General features: G+C 70.7%; 16 protein-coding genes and 1 pseudogene. 4 read left to right on the top strand and 13 right to left on the bottom strand.

The annotated features are described in order from the left end of the window. Window positions 1–51: 51 nt before the first annotated feature. Genes AB8P05_RS22940 through lptF form a run of 3 tightly spaced genes read right to left on the bottom strand, consistent with a single transcriptional unit; the run spans window position 52 to window position 2224 of the window. A complete protein-coding gene (locus AB8P05_RS22940; RefSeq protein WP_472761021.1) occupies window positions 52–735 on the bottom strand; it encodes a glycosyltransferase family 9 protein in 684 nt (227 codons plus the stop codon). Continuing rightward, window positions 633–1058, bottom strand: coding sequence for a glycosyltransferase family 9 protein (locus tag AB8P05_RS22935; RefSeq protein WP_472761020.1), 426 nt, complete (start codon window positions 1056–1058; stop codon window positions 633–635). Before AB8P05_RS22935 ends, AB8P05_RS22940 begins: the two co-directional genes overlap by 103 nt. Next, entirely contained in the window at window positions 1055–2224 is a 1170-nt protein-coding gene (gene lptF / locus AB8P05_RS22930; protein ID WP_472761019.1) for an LPS export ABC transporter permease LptF, read from the bottom strand. The genes AB8P05_RS22935 and lptF overlap by 4 nt, the downstream gene beginning before the upstream one ends. 214 nt (window positions 2225–2438) lie before the next feature. Between lptF and AB8P05_RS22925 the strand changes: the two genes are divergently transcribed. From AB8P05_RS22925 to AB8P05_RS22915, 3 genes are all read left to right on the top strand, one after another. Next, complete coding sequence (locus AB8P05_RS22925) at window positions 2439–4601, top strand: O-linked N-acetylglucosamine transferase, SPINDLY family protein (protein WP_472761018.1); 2163 nt, start codon at window positions 2439–2441, stop codon at window positions 4599–4601. Window positions 4602–4687: 86 nt separating this feature from the next. Continuing rightward, window positions 4688–6052: a PQQ-dependent sugar dehydrogenase gene (locus AB8P05_RS22920; RefSeq protein ID WP_472761017.1), complete on the top strand. Its 1365-nt coding sequence runs from the start codon at window positions 4688–4690 to the stop codon at window positions 6050–6052. A gap of 238 nt (window positions 6053–6290) precedes the next feature. Further along, window positions 6291–7412 carry a cysteine desulfurase family protein gene (locus tag AB8P05_RS22915; RefSeq protein ID WP_472761016.1) on the top strand — a complete coding sequence of 374 codons (1122 nt, stop codon included), beginning with the start codon at window positions 6291–6293 and terminating at the stop codon, window positions 7410–7412. Window positions 7413–7417: 5 nt separating this feature from the next. On the opposite strand, the gene AB8P05_RS22910 is transcribed toward AB8P05_RS22915, so the two are convergent. The 6 genes from AB8P05_RS22910 to AB8P05_RS22885 form a co-directional block, all read right to left on the bottom strand. Then, the gene (locus tag AB8P05_RS22910; protein WP_472761015.1) at window positions 7418–8068 is read right to left on the bottom strand and encodes a porin; all 651 of its coding nucleotides are present in this window, start codon (window positions 8066–8068) and stop codon (window positions 7418–7420) included. 363 nt (window positions 8069–8431) lie between these two features. Then, on the bottom strand, window positions 8432–9205 hold the full coding sequence (locus AB8P05_RS22905) for a 5-oxoprolinase subunit PxpA (protein ID WP_472761014.1): 774 nt from the start codon (window positions 9203–9205) through the stop codon (window positions 8432–8434). Window positions 9206–9308: 103 nt separating this feature from the next. Continuing rightward, entirely contained in the window at window positions 9309–9881 is a 573-nt protein-coding gene (locus AB8P05_RS22900) for a hypothetical protein (protein ID WP_455175172.1), read from the bottom strand. Continuing rightward, on the bottom strand, window positions 9878–10540 hold the full coding sequence (locus AB8P05_RS22895; protein ID WP_149225748.1) for a ParA family protein: 663 nt from the start codon (window positions 10538–10540) through the stop codon (window positions 9878–9880). The genes AB8P05_RS22900 and AB8P05_RS22895 overlap by 4 nt, the downstream gene beginning before the upstream one ends. Window positions 10541–10688: 148 nt before the next feature. Next, complete coding sequence (locus tag AB8P05_RS22890; RefSeq protein WP_472761013.1) at window positions 10689–11348, bottom strand: hypothetical protein; 660 nt, start codon at window positions 11346–11348, stop codon at window positions 10689–10691. Beyond that, a complete protein-coding gene (locus AB8P05_RS22885) occupies window positions 11345–12205 on the bottom strand; it encodes a helix-turn-helix domain-containing protein (RefSeq protein WP_472761012.1) in 861 nt (286 codons plus the stop codon). Before AB8P05_RS22885 ends, AB8P05_RS22890 begins: the two co-directional genes overlap by 4 nt. A gap of 673 nt (window positions 12206–12878) precedes the next feature. On the opposite strand from AB8P05_RS22885, the gene AB8P05_RS22880 reads away from it, so the two are divergent. Then, window positions 12879–14111 (top strand): plasmid replication protein, encoded by a 1233-nt coding sequence (locus tag AB8P05_RS22880; RefSeq protein ID WP_472761011.1) that lies wholly within the window; start codon window positions 12879–12881, stop codon window positions 14109–14111. Between the two features lie 4 nt (window positions 14112–14115). On the opposite strand, the gene AB8P05_RS22875 is transcribed toward AB8P05_RS22880, so the two are convergent. The 4 genes and pseudogenes from AB8P05_RS22875 to AB8P05_RS22860 all read right to left on the bottom strand — a co-directional run bounded on the left by AB8P05_RS22875 (window position 14116) and on the right by AB8P05_RS22860 (window position 18744). Continuing rightward, entirely contained in the window at window positions 14116–14739 is a 624-nt protein-coding gene (locus AB8P05_RS22875; protein ID WP_472761010.1) for a phosphatase PAP2 family protein, read from the bottom strand. 294 nt (window positions 14740–15033) lie between these two features. Further along, a pseudogene (hutG, locus tag AB8P05_RS22870) lies at window positions 15034–15848 on the bottom strand (N-formylglutamate deformylase). Beyond that, window positions 15845–17383: a histidine ammonia-lyase gene (gene hutH / locus AB8P05_RS22865; protein ID WP_472761009.1), complete on the bottom strand. Its 1539-nt coding sequence runs from the start codon at window positions 17381–17383 to the stop codon at window positions 15845–15847. The pseudogene hutG and the gene hutH overlap by 4 nt, the downstream one beginning before the upstream one ends. Further along, window positions 17380–18744 carry a formimidoylglutamate deiminase gene (locus AB8P05_RS22860; protein WP_472761008.1) on the bottom strand — a complete coding sequence of 455 codons (1365 nt, stop codon included), beginning with the start codon at window positions 18742–18744 and terminating at the stop codon, window positions 17380–17382. Before AB8P05_RS22860 ends, hutH begins: the two co-directional genes overlap by 4 nt. Window positions 18745–18803: the final 59 nt, after the last annotated feature.

Genomic DNA, 18803 nt, shown 5'->3' with positions numbered 1-18803 from the left:
CAAATGCCCCATTGCATAGTCGCCGAAGTGTCGGTTATCCGGCCGCCTTTGTCAACGCAACGGGGGTACTTCGGCCGCTGTGGAGGGCGTTGCCGCAAACTGGTCACAAGTTCTATGCGTTTCGGCGAGGAGCGAGGCGGCGACCGCCGCCACCCGCTCCTCTGCGATGCCGTCCATCAGGCCGCGGGCATTGGGATCGGCGGCGACGCGGGCCAGCAGATCCGCCTGGGGCACGTCGCTGACCACCACCCGCCCGCGCGGCCCCCATGGACCGTAGATGGCGGGATAGCCGGGACCGAACAGCCCCACCGTCGGCACGCCCGCCGCCGCGGCGATGTGCATCAGCCCGCTGTCGTTGCCGACATAGAGCGCGGCGCGCTCCAGGCAGGCCGCCGCCGCCATCGGATCGGTGCGGCCGGTCAGGTCGATGGCCCGACCGCCCAGCGCGTCCAGCACCGGCCGCGCCCGCTCCCGCTCCGGCCCGGCGGCCAGCACGGCCACGCGGGCGCCCTCCAGCGCCCCCTGCCCGGTCAGCCGGAGCGCCAGCCGGGCGAAGCGGTCGGCCGGCCATTCCTTGCCCAGCCAGTTGGCGGTGGGCCCGATCGCCAGGAACGGCCCGGTTCCGGCGGGGATCAGGGCGTCGGCCTGCCGCCGCGCCGCATCGTCGATCCACAGGCGCGGGGCCGGCGGCGGCGACAGGCCGAGCAGGGCGGCATTCTCCTCCACCTTGTGCATCGGGCGGGGGGCTTGGCGTGGAAGACCCGGCGGCTTGCCGGCACCAGCCGTCCGACCGCCGAGTTGCGCAGATCGACCACGAGGTCCCAGCGGGTGCCGACGCAGTCCAGCCACAGCCGCAGCCAATGCCGGGCGTAGGAACGCTTGGCCAGCGGGATCAGCCGCTCCAGCCCCGGCACGGAACGGAACAGCGGCGCCGGCAGCGGTCCGCAGGCGACGGTCAGCCGCGCGTCGGGATAGGCCCGGGTCAGATGGTCGAGCAGCCCGGTGGACAGCACGGCGTCGCCCAGCCGGTTGGAGGTGATGAAGAGGATACGGCTCATGACGCGCGCCCGGCGGCATCCCCGGCGCCATCCCCGGCGCCACCCCTGGGCGCATCGGAGGCGGCGTGCCGGCGCCCCGGCCGCAGGGTCAGCCCCCGCGACATCACCCACAGCGCCGGCAGCAGCATGACCACCGGCATGGCGTACATCAGCGGGACGAAGACGGTCGCCTTGCCGGCGAGGCTGGTCAGGCCCAGCGCCCCCGCCTGCAGCCCCATCACCAGCAGGACGGCGATGGTCACGCGGGAGGACTGGCCGCGCCGGTTGAACTCGCCGGACAGCAGCGCCGCCAGCGCCACCAGCGCATAGGTCAGGGCCAGCAGCGGCGAGGAGAAGCGGTGGTGCAGCTCTGCGATCAGGCCGCGGCGCATGCGGTCGTCCTGCGCCGGCACGTCGCCAGACATCAGCTCCGCCGTGGTGCGTTCGCGGGCGTCGGGCCAGCGTTCCGCCGCCTGCGGCGCCACCGCCTTCAGGTCCACGGCATAGCGGTCGAAGAACAGCTGCGACAGCCGGTTGGTCTTGCGGTCCAGCTCCTGCCGGTTGCCGTCATAGACGACGAAGCGCGTGCCCTCCGGCCCGGTCTGCATCACCGCGCGGTCGCCCATGATCGTCACTGGCTTGTCCGGCTGGCGCCCGTCATGGATCAGCACCTTGTGCAGGTTGCCGTCGGCGTCGCGGTCGCGCAGGAAGACGCTGAAATGGTCGCCGACCTCGTTGAACACGCCCTCGCGCAGGAACAGCTGCGAATAGTCGCTGCGCACCATGTATTCCATCCGCACCAGCTCGCGGTGGGCGGCAGGGGTGATCCAGACGTTCAGCATCAGGACGACGGCCATCACCCCGACCGCCAGCACGAGCGCCGGCTGCGACAGCGACAGCGGGCCGACGCCGGCCGCGCGCATCACCACCAGCTCGCTGTCGGTCGCCATCTTGTTGTAGGTGAACAGGATGGCGCCCACCAGGGCCAGCGGCAGCACGATGCCGAGGAAGGTCGGCACCGTCAGCAGCAGCAGCCACAGGAACATGCCCATCGGCGCGCCGGCGCTGACCACGATCTCGATCAGGCGCAGCGACTGGCTGAGCCAGATGGTCAGCGTCAGGCCCGCCGTGGAATAGAGCGTGGCGATCAGCAGGTTGCGGAACAGGTACCGTTGCAGTCGGTTCATGGAGTTCGGCCGGAGCTGTATACGGCCGGCAAGCTGACCGCCCGGGCCCGCCGGGTCAAGTGTTGAAAACCTGGGGCTCGATCGGCGGCCGCCGGAAGAATCCCCTCTCCCCCCGGGGAGAGGGAGGAGGAGCCGGGCTGGAATGCCGTCTGCCTGACCCGCAGGGCAGGGAAACCGCTGGCGCAGCTCTCCGGCAACCGGTATGACGGTCGGCATGGCGACGATCCAGGACGCGATGGCTGCCGCGGTGGCGCATCATCAGGCCGGCCGGCTGAACGAGGCGGCGGCCCTGTACCATGCCGTGCTGGACGCCATCCCCGGCCATGCCGACGCCGCCCATCTGCTGGGCGTGGTCCACCTGCAGTCGGGCCAGCCGGACCGGGCGGTGTCGCTGATCCGCGGCGCCATCCAGCACAGCCACCGGGTCGCCGACTATCACGACAATCTGGGCAGCGCGCTGAAGGCGCTCGGCCGGCTGGAGGAGGCGGTGGCCGCCCACCGGCAGGCGATCCGCCTGCGGCCGGACTTCGCCCAGGCGCTGTACAACATGGGCAATGCGCTGGAAGCGCTCGGCCGGCTGGAAGAGGCGGCGACCGCCTTCCGGCAGGCGGCGGCGCGGCGCCCCGGCTATGCCCGCGCCCGCTTCAACCTGGGCAACGTGCTGGCGGCGCTGGGCCGCCGGGAGGATGCCGACGCCGCCTACCGCGCCGCCATCGCCGACGATTCCGGCTTCGTCGAGGCGCACGCCAACCGCGGCGGGCTGCTGCTGTCGCAGGGCCGGCCGCAGGAGGGGGCGGCGGCGCTGGCCCGCGCGCTGGCGCTGCGCCCCGACCATGCGGCGGCGCTGGCCAACCTCGCGGCGGCACGGCTGGCGCTGGGCGACCGGGACGGGGCCGAACGGGCCGCGCGCCATGCCGTGGCCGCCCGGCCGGATCTGCCCGACACCCTGCTGCGGCTGGGGGAGGTGCGGCAGAGCGCCGACCGGCTGGGAGCCGCCGCCGACGCCTATGCCGCGGCGCTCGTCCGGAACCCGGCGATGGCGGAGGCCCATGCCAATCTGGCGCTGGTGCGGCAGGGCCAGGGCCTGCTCGACGCGGCGGAGGCCGGGAACCGGCGGGCGCTGGCGCTCGACCCCGGTCTGGCGGAGGTGCGCTCCAACCTCGCCTATCTCCAGCTGTTCAAGCCGGGGGTGACGGCGGCGGCGGTGCTGGAGGCGCATCGGGACTGGGACGCCGTCCATGGCGCCCCGCACCGCGGGCGCTGGGTCAAGCCCGGCCGCGGTGCGGCAAAGGGGCCGCTGACCGTCGCCATCCTGTCCGGCGACTTCCGCCGCCACCCCGCCGGCCTGTTCGCCCTGCGCACGGTGGAGGCGCTGCCGGCGCAGGACGTCCGCCTGCTGCTCTACGCCAACCAGACGGAGGCCGACGACGTGACGGAGCGCTTCCGCAAGGCGGCGGCGCGCTGGACGCCGGTGGCCGGCCTGACCGACGCCGAGGTGGCGGCCCGGATCCGCCACGACCGGCCGGACGTGCTGATCGACCTCGCCGGGCACAACGCCCGCGGCCGGCCCGGCGTGTTCGCGCGCAAGCCGGCGCCGGTGCAGGTCGCCTGGTCGGGCTACATGGCGACGACCGGGCTGGCGGCGATGGACGCGCTGGTCGCCGACCGCCACCATGTGCCGGACGGCATGGAGGGATTCTATGCCGAGCGGGTGCTGCGCATGCCCGACGCCTTCATCGCCTACGACCCGCCGGGCGGCGAGGAGATCCTGCCGCTGACGCCGCCGCCCAGCCTGTCGGGCGGGCCGGTCACCTTCGGCAGCTTCAACATCCTGACCAAGCTGAACGACGGAGTGCTGGCGGCCTGGGCGGCGATCCTCCGCCGGATGCCGGACGCGCGCCTGCTGATGAAGACCAAGGCGCTGTCCTGCCCCGCCACCGCCGCGCTGTGGCGCGGCCGGCTGGCCGCCGCCGGCATCGACCCGGACCGGGTGACGATGGCCGGCGCCAGCAGCAGCCTGGACCATATGCGCCGCTGCGCCTCGGTCGACGTGGCGCTGGACCCCTTCCCCTTCGCCGGCAGCACCACGACGCTGGAGACGCTGTGGATGGGCGTGCCGGTGGTCACCCTACCGGGGGAGACCTTCTCCAGCCGCCATTCGCTGGCCTTCCTGACGGTGGCGGGGGTGGAGGGCTGCGTCGCCGCCGACCCGGCCGACTATGTGGAACGCGCCGTCGCCCTGGCCTCCGACCCGCAGCGGCTGGCGGAGCTGCGCCGCAGCCTGCGCCCCCGCATGGCCGGCGGGCCGCTGTGCGACGGAAACCGCTTGGCCGCCGCCCTGGCGGCGGAGCTGCGGGCACTGGCCGCCCCGCACTGAAGCGAGGCAGGACCGGAACCAACGACGCCGCCCCGACGTTGAGCGTGGGTACTCCCTCCACGCCCACAGATGCGGGAATCCGGCGCATGCACAGCACTTCTCGGCTTGCCATCATGCTTTGCGCGACGGTCGCGGTCCTGTCGCTCGCCGGCTGCGGCGAACAGGCGAGCCTGCCGGTGTCGGCCGGCACCGGCCCCAATCCGACCCTGCCGGAACCGAAATCGACGCTGATCCCGACGGTGAACATCGCCGACGCCATCGGCTGGCCGCAGGGAGCCCAGCCGGCGCCGGCGCAGGGGTTGAGCCTCACCGCCTTCGCCACCGGGCTGGACCATCCGCGCTGGATGCTGGCGCTGCCCAACGGCGACGTGCTGGTGGCGGAGACCAACGCCCCGCCGAAGCCGGAGGACAACAAGGGCATCAAGGGCTGGGTCATGGGGCTGGTGATGGACAAGGCCGGCGCCAAGACCCCCAGCGCCAACCGCATCACCCTGCTGCGCGACAGCGACGGCGACGGCAAGGCCGATGTCCGCGAACCCTTCATGGAGGGGCTGAACTCCCCCTTCGGCATGGCGCTGGTCGGCGGCGACCTCTACATCGCCAACACCGACGCGGTGGTGAAGGTCCCCTACAAGGAGGGCGACACCCGGATCACCGCAAAACCGGAGAAGATCGTCGACCTGCCGGGCGGGCCGCTGAACCATCACTGGACCAAGAACATCATCGCCAGCCGCGACGGCACCAAGCTGTATGCGACCACGGGCTCCAACAGCAATGTGGCCGAGAACGGGATGGAGGCGGAGGAAGGGCGCGCCGCCATCTGGGAGATCGATTTGAAGACGCGGTCGCACCGCATCTTCGCGTCGGGCCTGCGCAACCCCAACGGGCTGGATTGGGAGCCCACCAGCGGCGCCCTGTGGACCGCCGTCAACGAACGCGACGAGATCGGCAGCGACCTTGTCCCCGATTACATGACCTCGGTGAAGGACGGCGGCTTCTACGGCTGGCCCTACAGCTATTTCGGCCAGCATGTCGACCAGCGGGTGGAGCCGCAGCGCCCGGATCTGGTCGCCAAGGCGATCCCGCCGGACTATGCGCTGGGGCCGCACACCGCCTCTCTCGGGCTGGCGTTCTCGCGGCCGGGCGAGCTGCCGCAATCCCTGCAGCAGGGCGTGTTCATCGGCCAGCACGGATCGTGGAACCGCGAGCCGCCCAGCGGCTACAAGGTGATCTTCGTGCCCTTCCGCGACGGTAAGCCGGCGGGCGAGCCGGTGGACGTGCTGACCGGCTTCCTCGACAAGGACGGCAAGGCCCAGGGGCGCCCGGTCGGCGTCATCCTGGACAAGAAGGGTGCGCTGCTGGTCGCCGACGACGTCGGCAACGCCATCTGGCGGGTCAGCGGCAGCGGCGCCGCCCAGTCGGCGGAACGGCCGGACCAGCCGGCGCAGTAACGGAAGCCTCCTTCCTACAGTTCTCCCTCTCCCGTCCCGGGAGAGGGAAGGGGCCCATGCGGAGCATGGGAAGGGTGAGGGGTGACCCAAGGAACCATGCGGTTCGGAATTCTTGGGATCCCCTCACCCTCCCCACGCCTTCGGCGCGGGTCCCCTCCCTCTCCCGAGGCGGGAGAGGGAGATTATCGCCAGGCGCTATTCCCCTCCCCTTCCAGGGCGGATGGCGCGATACTGCGCCATGATCTATCTCGACCATCTGGCCTCGACGCCGCTCGACCCGCTGGTGCTGGAGGCGATGCTGCCCTGGATGCGGCCGGAGGCTGCCGGGAACCCGCATGCCGCCCATGCCGCCGGCTGGCGCGCCGCCGACGCCATCGAGCAGGCGAAGGGAGAGGTCGCGGCGCTGGTCGGCGCGCAGCCCGGCGAGGTGGTCTTCACCTCCGGCGCCACGGAGGCGAATGCGCTGGCCCTGCTGGGCGGGGTGCCGCCGGGGGGCGGCTGCGTCGTCTCAGGAGTGGAGCATGCCAGCGTGCTGGGCTGCCTGCCGGAGCTGCGGCGGCGCGGCCATCCGGTCGCCGTGCTGCCGGTGGACGGGACCGGGCGGGTCGATCCGGCCGGGCTGGAGCGCGCGTTGACGGGATTGCCCGGCGCTGCCCTGGTATCGGTGATGGCCGCGAACAACGAGGTCGGAACGCTCCAGCCGCTGGCGGAACTGGCGGCGGTCGCCGCCCGCCATGGCGCGCTGATGCACAGCGACGCGGTGCAGGCGCTGGGCACGCGGGCGATCGACATGGCGGCGCTGGGCCTGCACGGGCTGAGCCTGTCGGGGCACAAGCTGTATGGGCCGATGGGGATCGGCGCGCTGATCGTCCGCCCGCCTTTGCGGCCGGTTCCGGCCTCCGCCGGCGGCGGGCAGCAGCGCGGCCTGCGGGCGGGCACCCTGCCGACGCCGCTCTGTGTCGGGCTGGGCGCCGCCTGCCGGCTGGCGCAGGAACGGCGGGAGGAGGATGCGCGCCGGATCGTGGCGCTGCGCGACCGGCTGTGGGAACGACTGCGCGAATTGCTGCCGGGCATCCGCCGGAACGGAGCCAGCGGGGACGGAGAGGGGTTGGCCGGCTGCCTGAACGTCACCGTTCCCGGCATCGACGCCGCCGACCGGCTGCTGGACCTGCCGGATCTGGCGGTCGCCACCGGCTCCGCCTGTCACAGCGGCGCGGGCGAGCCGTCGCATGTCCTGCTGGCGCTGGGCCTGTCCGCCGCCGATGCCCATGCCAGCCTGCGCTTCGGCCTGGGCCGCGGCACCACGGCGGAGGCCGTCGATGCCGCGGCCGAGCGGCTGGCGGCCCTGCTGACGAGCTGAGCGGGTCAGAACTGCAGCCGGGCGCCCACCTTCACCACCGCGCCCATCGTTTCCGGCCCGGTGTCGAAGTTAGTGTCGGCCATCACCTGCCAGCGGGGCGTGATGCGGTAGGTCAGGTCGGCGAGATACTGGTCGTTGGCCGCCGCCCCTTCCGGCGCCGACCGGCGGACCCGGAAGGACAGCGTCATGTCGCCCCGGCCATAGGCCAGCCCGGCATTCAGGCTGCGGAAGGATGCGCCGTCCGCCTCCTCCTGCTGGCGGAGGTCGCCGTCCAGGGTCACGCTCTGCCATGTGAACTGGCTGCCGACGATCCAGGACTGGCGCGGCAGGCGGCGGCTGTCGCTGCGCACCCGCGCCCGGCTGGTGCCGGCGGTCAGCCGGGCGTTGATCCCGCCGATCCGCATGGTCTTGCGCACCGCCGCCTCCACCAGATGCAGAGCCTCGCGCGGGTCGGGCATGTCGGCGTTGCCGCGCGGCAGCGGGGTATAGCTGGCGCCAAGCTCGAACCCGCGCAGCGGCGGGGTGTAGTAGGTCAGCTTCGCCGTGCGGCTGCCGGCCCCCGCGGTGGGCGGCATCGCCGTGGTCCCCACCAGACGGTTGCGGGCACCATCGGCCTGCCCGATCTCCAGCGCGCCCCAGGAAACATCGACCTGCAAGAAATGACGCCGATCTGCAACACTACCCTTTCGATAGAGAATCTCAGCAGACGCCTCACCGGTCGATAAAATCGCCATTGCCGCCAGAATAGGCATGGAAATTCTTCGTTGCATGGGCAAGACCTCTGCTGGTTGGCCGGGGGTCGACTGTCCACTTCGTCGATGCGGCCCTATGTATCCTTTTCAGTTTGAGAGATGTTCGTCTGAAATTCTGACAAAACTGTGACCTGGACTTTGTATGTTGCGGCGCAAAAATGCGCACGGATTCGCGGATTGCGCGAGGCCGTGAAGTCCAGGGCAGAATTTTCAAAAGAATGGAACGGGAGGTAGGCTGATCCCTTGCCGATCAGCCCCGCTCCGGCTTCAGACCACGGCCTTCACCACGACCCCTGCCCCTTCCAGCGCCCGGCGGACGGCGGCGGCCATGGCGACGGCGGTGGGGGTGTCGCCGTGGACGCAGATGGTGTCGGCGACGATGGGCAGACGCGTGCCGTGACGGCTTTCGACCGCACCGTCCAGCACCATGCGCACCACTCGTGCGGCGGCCAGCTCCGGGTCGTGGATCACCGATCCGGCGACGGTCCGCGGCGTCAGGGTGCCGTCATCCTCATAGGTGCGGTCGGCGAAGGCCTCGCGCGCGACGCGCAGCCCGGCGTCCTGGCCGGCACGGTCCATGGCGCTCAACGGCGGAACGACGAACAGCAGGGCAGGGTCCACCGCCTTCACCGCACGGGCGATGGCGCCGGCCAGATCCGGCTCCACCGCCGCCATGTTGTAGAGCGCGCCGTGCGGCTTCACATGGGTCACCCGCTGGCCCGACAGGGCGGCACAAGCCTGGAGCGCCCCCACCTGATAGGCGACCAGCCGCTCCACCTCCGTGGCGGTGATGCCGCGGATGGCGCGGCGGCCGAAGCCGGAGCGGTCCTCGAAACCCGGATGGGCGCCGATGCGCACGCCCTTCTCCCCGGCCAGCCGGGCGGTGTCGGCCATGATGGTGGGGTCGCCGGCATGGAAGCCGCAGGCGATGTTGGCGGAGGTGACGATGTCCAGCATGGCGCGGTCGTCACCCATGGTCCAGGCGCCGTAGCCCTCGCCCATGTCGCAGTTCAGATCGATGGTCGGTTTGCCGGTCGGCATGGCCTCTCCCGCAGGTCAGTGAGCTGCGTGAAGGATACAGCGTTCCGGACCGGCAGGGCAGAGGGAGCCGGCGACGGGTCCCTTCGGCCGGACCGGCGGCGCGTCAATCCTCCTGGTCGTCCAGCGTCGCCAGTTCGGCCTCCACCGCAATCAGCCGTTCCCGCAGCCGCTGGCGTTCGGCCTCCAGCGCCTCGCGGCGGCTGACGTGGTCGATGGCCTTGCTCCGCAAGTCACGCTTGAAGCGGACGATCTCCGGCCGGGTGACGTCGGGGCGGATCAGGTTGCGCTGGTCGGCCAGCCGAAGCTGTTCGCTGGTCAGCGTGGCGAGCTGGTAGACGGTGGCGTAGCTGGGCGGCAGCTTGGAACCGGGAAGGCGTCCGCTGTCCACCGCCTCCGCCACCATGCGCAGCTGGTAGGCGACCTGATAGCCGAAGGGCAGCTCGTTCTCGACCATCGCCTGGAACTCGCCATGGGGCAGACGCATGCGGGCCTGGACGAGATAGCGGCCGATCAGCAGGAACTTCTCCTGGGCACTGCGCCACAGGGTGGAGATCTCCTGCACGAACTCCTCGCGGCGGACCAGATCGACGGTCGCCTCCGCCATGCGCTCGATCCGTTCGTCCACTGCGATGTGACGACGGGCCTGGGCCTTGGAAACCTGCTTGAACCCGCTCATTGCGCCAGCTCCAGTTCGTGGCGGACGAAGGCCCAGACGCCGGCGACATGCTCGGCCCCCTTGCCGCCCTTCAACTCCAAAAGGCCGATGCCGCGGCTGGCGGTGAACTGGATGTCCTCATAGTCCGGCACCTCGACCGGACAGATCCGGCCGTCGCCCAGCAGCTTGCGCTGCGCCTCGGTGAAGCCGCGGGTGCGCGGCTTGACGCGGTTCATCACGAAGGCCGCGTTCTTGCCATAGCGGCGGACGAAGCGCATCCAGGGCCGGACGGAATCGAGGTCGTCGTCGCTCTGGCCGGTCGGTACCACGATCAGGTCGGAGGACAGGGCCAGCAGCTTGAACTCCTCCGGATGGTCCTCGATCGACGGCGGGGTGTCGATCACCAGCAGGTCGTAGCCGTCGATGCCGTCCAAGGCCGCGCGGATGTCGCCCGGTGTCATGCCGGCTTCGAAATGGGTGATGGAGGCCATGCCGTCAGGCCGCTTGGCGAACCATTTGGTCAGGCTGCGCTGCGGATCGAGGTCGAGGGTCGCAACCGTGCAGCCGTCGAGCGCCGCCGCCACCGCGATGTTGCGGCTGAGCGTCGTCTTGCCGATCCCGCCCTTCGGGCCATTGACCAGCAAGCGCTTCACCGGTCCGTGCCCCGTGTCGTTGGTCATCTCATGCCCCTTCTCGCCATCGGCTGTGGGCCCCTTTTACCAAAGCGCGGCCGTGGCGCAAATCTAAGACATGTCTTAGGTCCGCACCGCCGGTACAGGGTGTCGCAACTGCCACAGACGGGCGGAACATAAGACTGAAGTTTGGTTATCATCGCATGCGGCGCAGGGCCGACGCCAGCACGGGCCGCACCGCCGTGCCCCCGGCAGCGGCGCCTGTGGCGGCGCCGGTTTCCGCCGCGCGCTCGCCGGCCACGGCGATGGCGCGCAGCCGTTCGGCCAAGCCGCGTTCGGCAGCACAGGCTTCCTCGCACAGGGACCGGATTTCGGCGATGCTCGGCCGCCATTTGCGGGTGCGCCGCCATGTCCTGGCCGCCTGATCGATCGCCCAGGCCGGGAACTCTCCCAGATCGTCCGCCCAGTCCATCGCGAGCAATTGCTCCACCTCCGGCGTCGTCGCCTTCGCCGGGAAATGGCTGAGCAGAGCCAGAACGCGGCCCAGCAGATGGTTGGCCGGCGCGGGCGCCAGGATGCCCTCGTCGATCTCCGCCAAAGCGCGGCGAGCAAGGGCTGCGTGGCGCGGCGTGACGCCGGCCGGCGGGGTCCAGTCCTCCACCACGTCGGCGAACCCGGTCTCGGTGAAGCGGCTGTGACGGCCGACCTGCCCGCGGTCGAGGAGATGCCGCAGCGGTTCCGGCAACGCCTCGCGCAGCATCCGGCTGCGCAAAGCCGGCGCCATGGCCGGGTCGAAGGGCAGCGGCAGGCCGGGCGAGGCAGCCGGCGATGCAGGGAACGGGTGAAGGTTGCTCATGCCACTGCTCCCCACGGGTTGGCGGAGTTGCCGGGTTGACCGTTCAGCCGGGCGGCGACGCTGGCCCAGGCCGACAGGCGCTGTTCGGCATCGGCGGCGGGACGCGGCGCCGTACGGTTCTTGCGGCCGGACGGATCGCGGGACGGTTCCGCGGGCTGTCGCTCCATACGGGCCATGTCCTGCAGCAGCCAGGAGCGCCACGCGGCCGTCACGTCGCGGTAGCGGTAGCCATGGGCGCGGCATTGCTGGACGAACCGCTCGGCATGGCGGTCGGGATCGACGCCGGGAAAGCGGCTTGCCGCCCAGTTGCGGTCGGCGTCGGACGGGGTCCAGTCTTCCGCAACCTGCTGTGCCGCGGCCGGTTGCCGGCCTGCCTCCTGTCGTTCGCCTGGATGGCGTCCGTCGGCATGGTGCCTGCCCGCCCGCCCGTGGAGCGTGTCCGGAATCTGTTCAGGTTCAGGCTGTTCATGACTCGCTGACGGACAGGGGGAGTCCGCCGGCGAGTCAGCGGGGATGTCCATCCCTGCGGCGTCCCCGGCGGTGCCGGCAACAGTGCCCGCGACGGTCAGGGCCAGCCGGTAGCGGCAGCTGAGACGGCCGCCGCTGGCCGACCGGCGGTGCTCGATGGTCACCAGCCCCAACGCCTCCAGCCGGCCCAGGATCCGGTTGACCGTCGGCCGGCTGCGCTTCAGTTTTCCCGCCAGCGTCGCCTGCGACGGCCAGCAGACGCCGGCCTCGTCGGCATAGGTGCTGAGGGCGGCCAGAACGGCGAGGCCGTCGGCGTCCAGGTCGGGGTGATCCAGCCACCAGGCCGGAATCCGGCCCCAGCGGTTGGGGTTCGCGCTAAGCTCGGTCATCTGTGGCGATACTCCTCCGTGCCATCGGCCGCATCCGTCGGCGCTGGCGAATGGATGACGTGATTGGATGGGAGGATTCGAAGCGCTCCGCGGCAGAGTCGAATCGCGGGCTCGCACTCCATAGAGCATCAGCCCGCGGACCGTCAGCGATAGCCCGCGACCTTGAAGCCCCTGCCCGCGACCATGGAGCGACAGCCCGCGATGCCCCGCCGAATCGGAATCCTGGCGCTTCAGGCCGCGGATATGGAGCCCTTGCCCGCGATTGCCGGACCGGATCCAGCCCGTCCGCAGCCCCCTTGGCGGGCCGATCCTGGAGCAACAGCCCGCGTTTCCTGCCGTCCGGGGCAGCCGGGCGCGGGTCCGGACGGTTCGGAACCGCCTCCTGGGCAGTGTTCCCGGGCCATGGAGCGGTAGCCCGCGTTTCCCCGGCGCGCAGTCGCGGCCGATTCTCCCCGATTCTTCAAGGAGTCGCGGTTCGGGGACGGGGAAAGCCGGGCGTCCGGCGGCAATCGCGGGCTATGGCTCTATGGTCGCGGGCCGTTGCTCCATCACCGCGGGCCGTCGCACCATGTACGCGGGCTGTTGCTCCACCCCGGAGGCGGTAATTTCCGTCGGGTCTGTTGCGCCGGTGGGCTCCGCGCGCCATGGTTACTCCCGACCTTCGGAGATGTTCATGACCAAGATGGCCCCGACCAGCGCCGCGCAGCTCATCCTGTTCGAGCTGGAAGACCGTTCGCAATCGCACCTGATCGCGCTCTACGATCTGGCGCCGCGGTTCGTGTTCGTCTCCCGCGACAACGACAAGGAAAAGGCGGCCAAGGACAAGGGCGAGCTGGTCACCAAGGACAACTTCATCAAGTCGGTGCGGCGCGAGTTCGCGTTCCGCGGCCGCAATTACCGCCTGACCGTCCAGCCCGCCCGTATCGACCGGCTGAGCACGGCCAAGAAGGACGACCGCGCCCCCGGCAGCGGCCCGGATCTGGTCGAAGTGGAGATCTTCCCGTCGGAGCGCGAACAGGTGGTGGAGCAGGTGGTGCGCCGCCTCGCCATGGACCGCTCGCGCCTGTCGCTGACCGGCGAGAACCGCGACAAGGTGCAGATGCGCTTCAGCCTGTACGAGATCCAGCGGGAGCTGCGGGCGGTCAACCACACACTGTCGATCCAGGACATCCGCGAATCCCTGACCATCCTGGCGCGCTCGCGCATCATCATCTCCACCGGCGGCAGTGCCGAGCCGGGGAAGAAGAGCCGCGGGCAGAACCTGCTGGAATCCACCGCCTTCCCGGTGCTGGCCATCCGCTCGCGCCCCGATCTGGTCGATGAGGACGGCGGGGTCGAGGAGACCTATCTGGAGTTCAACCCGCTGGTCTCCGCCGCCATCCGCGACCTGGAGTTCAAGCCGGTCTCCTACGCCTGGCTGATGAAGCTGAAGTCGCCGGTGTCGCGCTGGCTCTACAACCGCCTGTCCATCGAATACGACACGGCCGACGACGATGCGAAGCCGGTATCGATCAGCGCCGACGAGATCATCAAGAACAGCGGCATGAACGAATGGTCGCGCCGCCGCGACACGCTGCGCGTGGTGACCTCCGCCGTCGACGCGCTGGTGGACGAGGGGATCCTCGACGTCGCCGACAAGGAATACACCAAGGTCGGGAAGCGCATCGACGCCATCGACTATGTGCTGACGCCGTCGCAGAAGTTCCTGGATCAGGTCCGCCGCGGCCGCCGGGTGCAGACCACCAACATCGACCTGCTCAAGCAGATCGTCGGCAACGCCATGTGTCCGGACGGCTTCGTGCCGCTGAAGGCGGGCGAGGCGGCGGAGATGCGCAACAAGCGCGCCAAGCGTCTGGCCGATCAGTCCAAGACCGAACAGGCCTCCCTGCCGCTGCCGAAGAAATAGCGGATCAGCGCGGCAGGATGCGCCGCGCCAGCAGCGTGATGGCGGTGCCCAGCAGGGCGCCGGCCAGCACATCCGACGCCCAATGGCGGTGCCGGACCACCCGCCCGCCGGCCAGCGCCGCCGCGGTTCCGTAAATCACCAAGCTTTGTGCCGGCGACCGGCTGACCGCGGCAAGGGCGGTCGCTGCTGCGAAGGCACTCGCGGCATGTCCCGACGGCAGCGAGCGGGCGCTGATCCGCTTGCCCGGACGCTGGCGGGGGGCGCATTCGTCCGGACGGCGGCGTTTGACGTAACGCTTGATGGAGCGGCTTGCGGTCGCGGTCGCCACCAGCCCGGCGACGCCGACGCTGCCGGCGCGGCGCAGATCGGCCTGTCCGGTCAACAGGCCGACGATGCCGGCGATGGCGAAGCCGGGGATCAGCACATGGCGCTTTATGGCGTAATGGCCCGCGGTCGCCAGAGCCTTGCTGATCGGGCCGGGGTCGCAGGTGACGATGTCGTGGACCTGTGCGTCCAGGGCGTCGACGGCGGTCAGCGTGGGCTGCAGGATGGCGGGAACGGGATGTCCGCCATAGCCGATGCCGCCGCCCGGATTTTCGATGCCGCTCTGTTCGATGATGTCGCTCAACACCGGTCCCCTGCATTTTCAGGGCAACCGCATTTGAATATCGCTTTCCGACAAGCCCCTCTCCCCTTGCGGGAGAGGGGTTGGGGTGAGGGGGCGCAAGCCGTCGATTTCCCCGGCCTTTGGCCGCTGCACCCTCATCCCAACCCTTCTCCCGCAGGGGGAGAAGGGCATCCGAAATGGATCTTTGTCGCTCGAACCTCAAACGCGATAGCCGTTTCTGCCTTCCGCGCCCCAGCATGGGCGCCGCAGGAGAACGCGGGGTGTGCGGGGGCGGTTCCGTGCCCCCGCTTCCTATCAGCCTTGCACCGGCCGCCAGCCGGAGAAGGCGTCGAGCAGCGCCGCCAGCACCCGCTGCAGCCGTTCCGCCCGGTCGGGGCGGTAGGAGAAGGGGGCGCCTCCTCGTCCATGTAGCGGTCCTGGGCCAGCTCCATCTGGATGGCGTGCACGCCGTTCGCCGGCTGGCCGTAAGCGCGGGTGATGTGGCCGCCGACGAAGCGGCCGTTGGTGACACAGGTCATCCCCTCCGCCGCGGCGGCGCTCTCCATCGCGGCGACGACGCGGGCGGCCAGCTGCGGGTCGGCGCTGGTGCCGCGGGCGGTGCCCAGGTTCAGGTCCGGCAGGCGCCCGTCGAACAGCCGCGGCACATGGCTGCGGATCGAATGGGCGTCGTACAGCAGGGCGAAGCCGTGGCGTGCCTTGACCCGCGCCAGTTCCGCCGCCAGCGCATCGTGGTAGGGGCGCCAGTAGGCCTCCACCCGCTGCGCCACCTCCGCCGCGTCGGGCGCCTGTCCGTCGCGGTAGAGCGGCGTGCCGTCGAACAGCGTGTCCGGGCACAGACCGGTCGTCGCCTGTCCGGGATAGAGGCTCTCACCGGTCGAAGAGCGGTTGAGGTCGACGACATAGCGCGAATAGCGGGCGCTCAGCAGCGTCGCCCCCAGGCCGGTCGCGAAACCGTACAGGCGCGGGATGTGCCAGTCGGTGTCGCGCAAGGTCAGCGCCTCGTCCGTCAGGCGCTCGGCCAGACCGGGCGAAAGCTCCGTTCCGCAATGGGGCATGCTGATGACCAGCGGCCCGTCGCCCTGCACCAGATCGAAGATCGCGCCGCTCATTGCCCGGCCTCCAGCGAGACCGGCATCAGATGGTCCAGCGCGCCGTCGCGCACCAGGGTGCCGATGGCCGCCAGATCCGGGGCGAAGTAGCGGTCGACGTCGTAGCGCGGCACCTGGGCGCGGATGGTGGCGATGGCCTGTTCCAGCCGGTCGGTGGTCTTCAGCGGGCGATGGAACTCCAGACCCTGAATCGCGGCCAAAAGCTCTATGCCGACGATGTCGGCGACATTGCCGGCGATGTCGCCCAGCCGCCGCGCCGCGAAGGTCGCCATGCTGACATGGTCTTCCTGGTTGGCGGAGGTCGGCAGGCTGTCGACACTGGCGGGGTGGGCGAGCGTCTTGTTCTCCGACGCCAGCGCCGCGGCGGTGACATGGGCGATCATGAAGCCGGAGTTCAGGCCGGGCTCGGCGACCAGGAAGGGCGGCAGGCCGCTGATGGTGGTGTCGATCAGCATGGCGATGCGGCGCTCGGCCAGCGCACCGATCTCCGACGCGGCGATGGCGAGCTGGTCGGCGGCCATCGCCACCGGCTCCGCATGGAAATTGCCGCCGGACAGCACCTCGTCGGTGTCGACCAGGACCAGCGGGTTGTCGGTGACGCCGTTGGCCTCGATCACCAGCGTGCGCGCCGCCTGCCGCATCTGGTCGAGCACGGCGCCCATCACCTGCGGCTGGCAGCGCAGGCTGTAGGGGTCCTGCACCCGGTGGCAGTCGGGGCCCTGATGGCTGGCGTTCAGCTCGCTGCCGGCCAGCACCTCGCGGAAGGCGGCGGCGACGGCGATCTGGCCGGGCTGGCCGCGCAGGGCGCTGATGCGGGCGTCGAAGGGGCGGTGGCTGCCCTTGACCGCCTCGACCGACAGGGAGCCGGCGACCAGCGCCGCCTTGAAGGTGCGCTCGATCTCGAACAGGCCGGCAAGCGCCAGACCGGTCGACACCTGGGTGCCGTTGATGAGGGCGAGGCCCTCCTTGGCCTTCAGGTCGAAGACGGGCAAGCCGGCGATGCGCAGCCCCTCTTCCGCCGGCAGGGTTTCGCCATTCACCCGGACATGGCCGATGCCGAGCAGCACGCCGCACAGATGGGCCAGCGGCGCCAGATCGCCCGACGCGCCGACGGAGCCCTTGCCCGGCACCACCGGCAGGACATCGGCCTCATACAGCTTCAGCAGCGCATCGACCAGAGCCGGCCGGACGCCCGACGCACCGACCGCGAGGCTGACCGCCTTGATGACCAGGATCAGCCGCACCACGCCATCGGCCAGCGGCGCGCCGACGCCGGTGGCGTGCGACAGGATCAGGTTGCGCTGCAGCGTCTCCAGGTCCGACGCGGCGATGTGGGTGTGGGCCAGCTTGCCGAAGCCGGTGTTGACGCCATAGACCGCCTCGTCACCGCCGGCGATCTTGTCGATCAGGGCGCGCGAGCGCTCCATCCGCGGATAGGCCGCCGGGTCGAGCGTCAGGGCCGGACGGCCGCGGTAGATGCTGCGCAGCGTGTCGAGCGACAGCGCGCCCGGAACCAGGGTGATGGTCTCGCTCATCCCAGAAGTCTCCCAAGGGTGTTCTTGAAGCGGTCGGCGATCTCTTCCTCGCGCGGATGGCGGCGGTCGCGGACGACGGCGCGTCCGGCGATCACCACGTCGCGCACGAGGGGGGCGTTGCCGGCGAAGATCCAGCCATCCAGCAGCGCATCGCCCTTTCGCGCCGCCAGCAGCGGATGGTCGGTGTCGAGCACGACGATATCGGCGCGGAGACCGGCGGCGATCCGCCCGGCCTCGAATCCGGTCGCCTGCGCGCCGCCGGACTGGGCGTCCTCCACCAGCCGGCGGGCGGTGGAGCGGCGGGGGCCGCGGGCCAGCACGGTGCGCCGGCCGCTGGTCAGCCGCGCGCCATATTCCAGCCAGCGCAGATCCTCCACCGGGCTGACGGAGATGTGACTGTCCGACCCGATGCCCCAGCGCCCGCCCTGCTCCATGTAGGACTCTGCGGCGAAGAAGCCGTCGCCCAGATTGGCCTCGGTCGTCGAGCACAGGCCGGCGACGGCGCCGCTGGCGGCGACACCCGTTACCTCGGCTTCGGTCATGTGGGTGGCGTGGATCAGGCACCAGCGGCCGTCGACCGGCTGGGTCTCCAGCAGATGCTCCACCGGGCGGCGGCCATGGTGGGCGAGGCAGTCCTCCACCTCCCGGCGCTGCTCGGCGATGTGGATGTGGATCGGACCCTGCGGGTGGGCTGCGACGGTTTCTCTCAACAGCCCGTCCGGCACGGCACGCAGCGAATGCGGGGCGATGCCGAGCCGAACGTCGTCGGCCTCGCCATAGGCGTCGTGCAGGGCAGCGGTCAGCCGGGCGAACCCTGCCCCATCATGGATGAAGCGGCGCTGCCCGGCGGTCGGTGGCGTGCCGCCGAAGCCGGACGTATTGTAGAGCACCGGCAGCAGCGTGATCGGCAGTCCGGTGGTCCGCGCGGCGGCGATGGCGCGGTGGCTCATCTCCGCCGGGTCGGCGTAGGCGCTGCCGTCGCGGTCATGGTGCAGGTAATGGAATTCGGCGATGGCAGTGAAGCCGGCCTTCAGCGTCTCCACATAGAGCTGGGCGGCGACCGCTTCGAAATCCTCCGGATCCATGCGGTCGAGCGCGCGGTACATCACCTCGCGCCAGCTCCAGAAACTGTCCGACCCCTCGCCAGAAGATTCGCCCATGCCGGCGATGGCGCGTTGGTGGGCGTGGGAATGCAGGTTGGCGATGCCGGCGACAGCCGCCCCGGCAAAGCGCTCCGCATCGGCCGGGCAGGCGGCACCGGGGGTGGCAGAGACGATCCGGCCGCGCTGGTCCGTCGTGACCAGCACATCCTCTGCCCAGCCATCCGGCAGCAGCGCCGAGGCAAAAAACAGGTTGCTCATGAGGGCGTCCTCGCTATTATAGACAACACTATACAAGTATAGGCAACCTGATGCCAAGA

Source organism: Azospirillum sp. VT-I1 (assembly GCF_055698305.1).
Note: the sequence above shows the minus strand (reverse complement) of the source record. Positions and strands in the feature narration are given on the sequence as shown.

Bases quoted from the DNA above. Each gene is read 5' to 3' on its own strand.
- AB8P05_RS22905 (WP_472761014.1), bottom strand. From the start codon at position 9,205: ATGCCGACCGGCAAACCGACCATCGATCTGAACTGCGACATGGGCGAG.
- AB8P05_RS22880 (WP_472761011.1), top strand. From the start codon at position 12,879: ATGACCAAGATGGCCCCGACCAGCGCCGCGCAGCTCATCCTGTTCGAG.
- AB8P05_RS22860 (WP_472761008.1), bottom strand. From the start codon at position 18,744: ATGAGCAACCTGTTTTTTGCCTCGGCGCTGCTGCCGGATGGCTGGGCA.
- AB8P05_RS22895 (WP_149225748.1), bottom strand. From the start codon at position 10,540: ATGACCAACGACACGGGGCACGGACCGGTGAAGCGCTTGCTGGTCAAT.
- AB8P05_RS22900 (WP_455175172.1), bottom strand. From the start codon at position 9,881: ATGAGCGGGTTCAAGCAGGTTTCCAAGGCCCAGGCCCGTCGTCACATC.
- AB8P05_RS22890 (WP_472761013.1), bottom strand. From the start codon at position 11,348: ATGAGCAACCTTCACCCGTTCCCTGCATCGCCGGCTGCCTCGCCCGGC.
- AB8P05_RS22940 (WP_472761021.1), bottom strand. From the start codon at position 735: ATGCACAAGGTGGAGGAGAATGCCGCCCTGCTCGGCCTGTCGCCGCCG.
- lptF (WP_472761019.1), bottom strand. From the start codon at position 2,224: ATGAACCGACTGCAACGGTACCTGTTCCGCAACCTGCTGATCGCCACG.
- AB8P05_RS22925 (WP_472761018.1), top strand. From the start codon at position 2,439: ATGGCGACGATCCAGGACGCGATGGCTGCCGCGGTGGCGCATCATCAG.
- AB8P05_RS22885 (WP_472761012.1), bottom strand. From the start codon at position 12,205: ATGACCGAGCTTAGCGCGAACCCCAACCGCTGGGGCCGGATTCCGGCC.
- hutH (WP_472761009.1), bottom strand. From the start codon at position 17,383: ATGAGCGAGACCATCACCCTGGTTCCGGGCGCGCTGTCGCTCGACACG.
- AB8P05_RS22935 (WP_472761020.1), bottom strand. From the start codon at position 1,058: ATGAGCCGTATCCTCTTCATCACCTCCAACCGGCTGGGCGACGCCGTG.
- AB8P05_RS22915 (WP_472761016.1), top strand. From the start codon at position 6,291: ATGATCTATCTCGACCATCTGGCCTCGACGCCGCTCGACCCGCTGGTG.
- AB8P05_RS22920 (WP_472761017.1), top strand. From the start codon at position 4,688: ATGCACAGCACTTCTCGGCTTGCCATCATGCTTTGCGCGACGGTCGCG.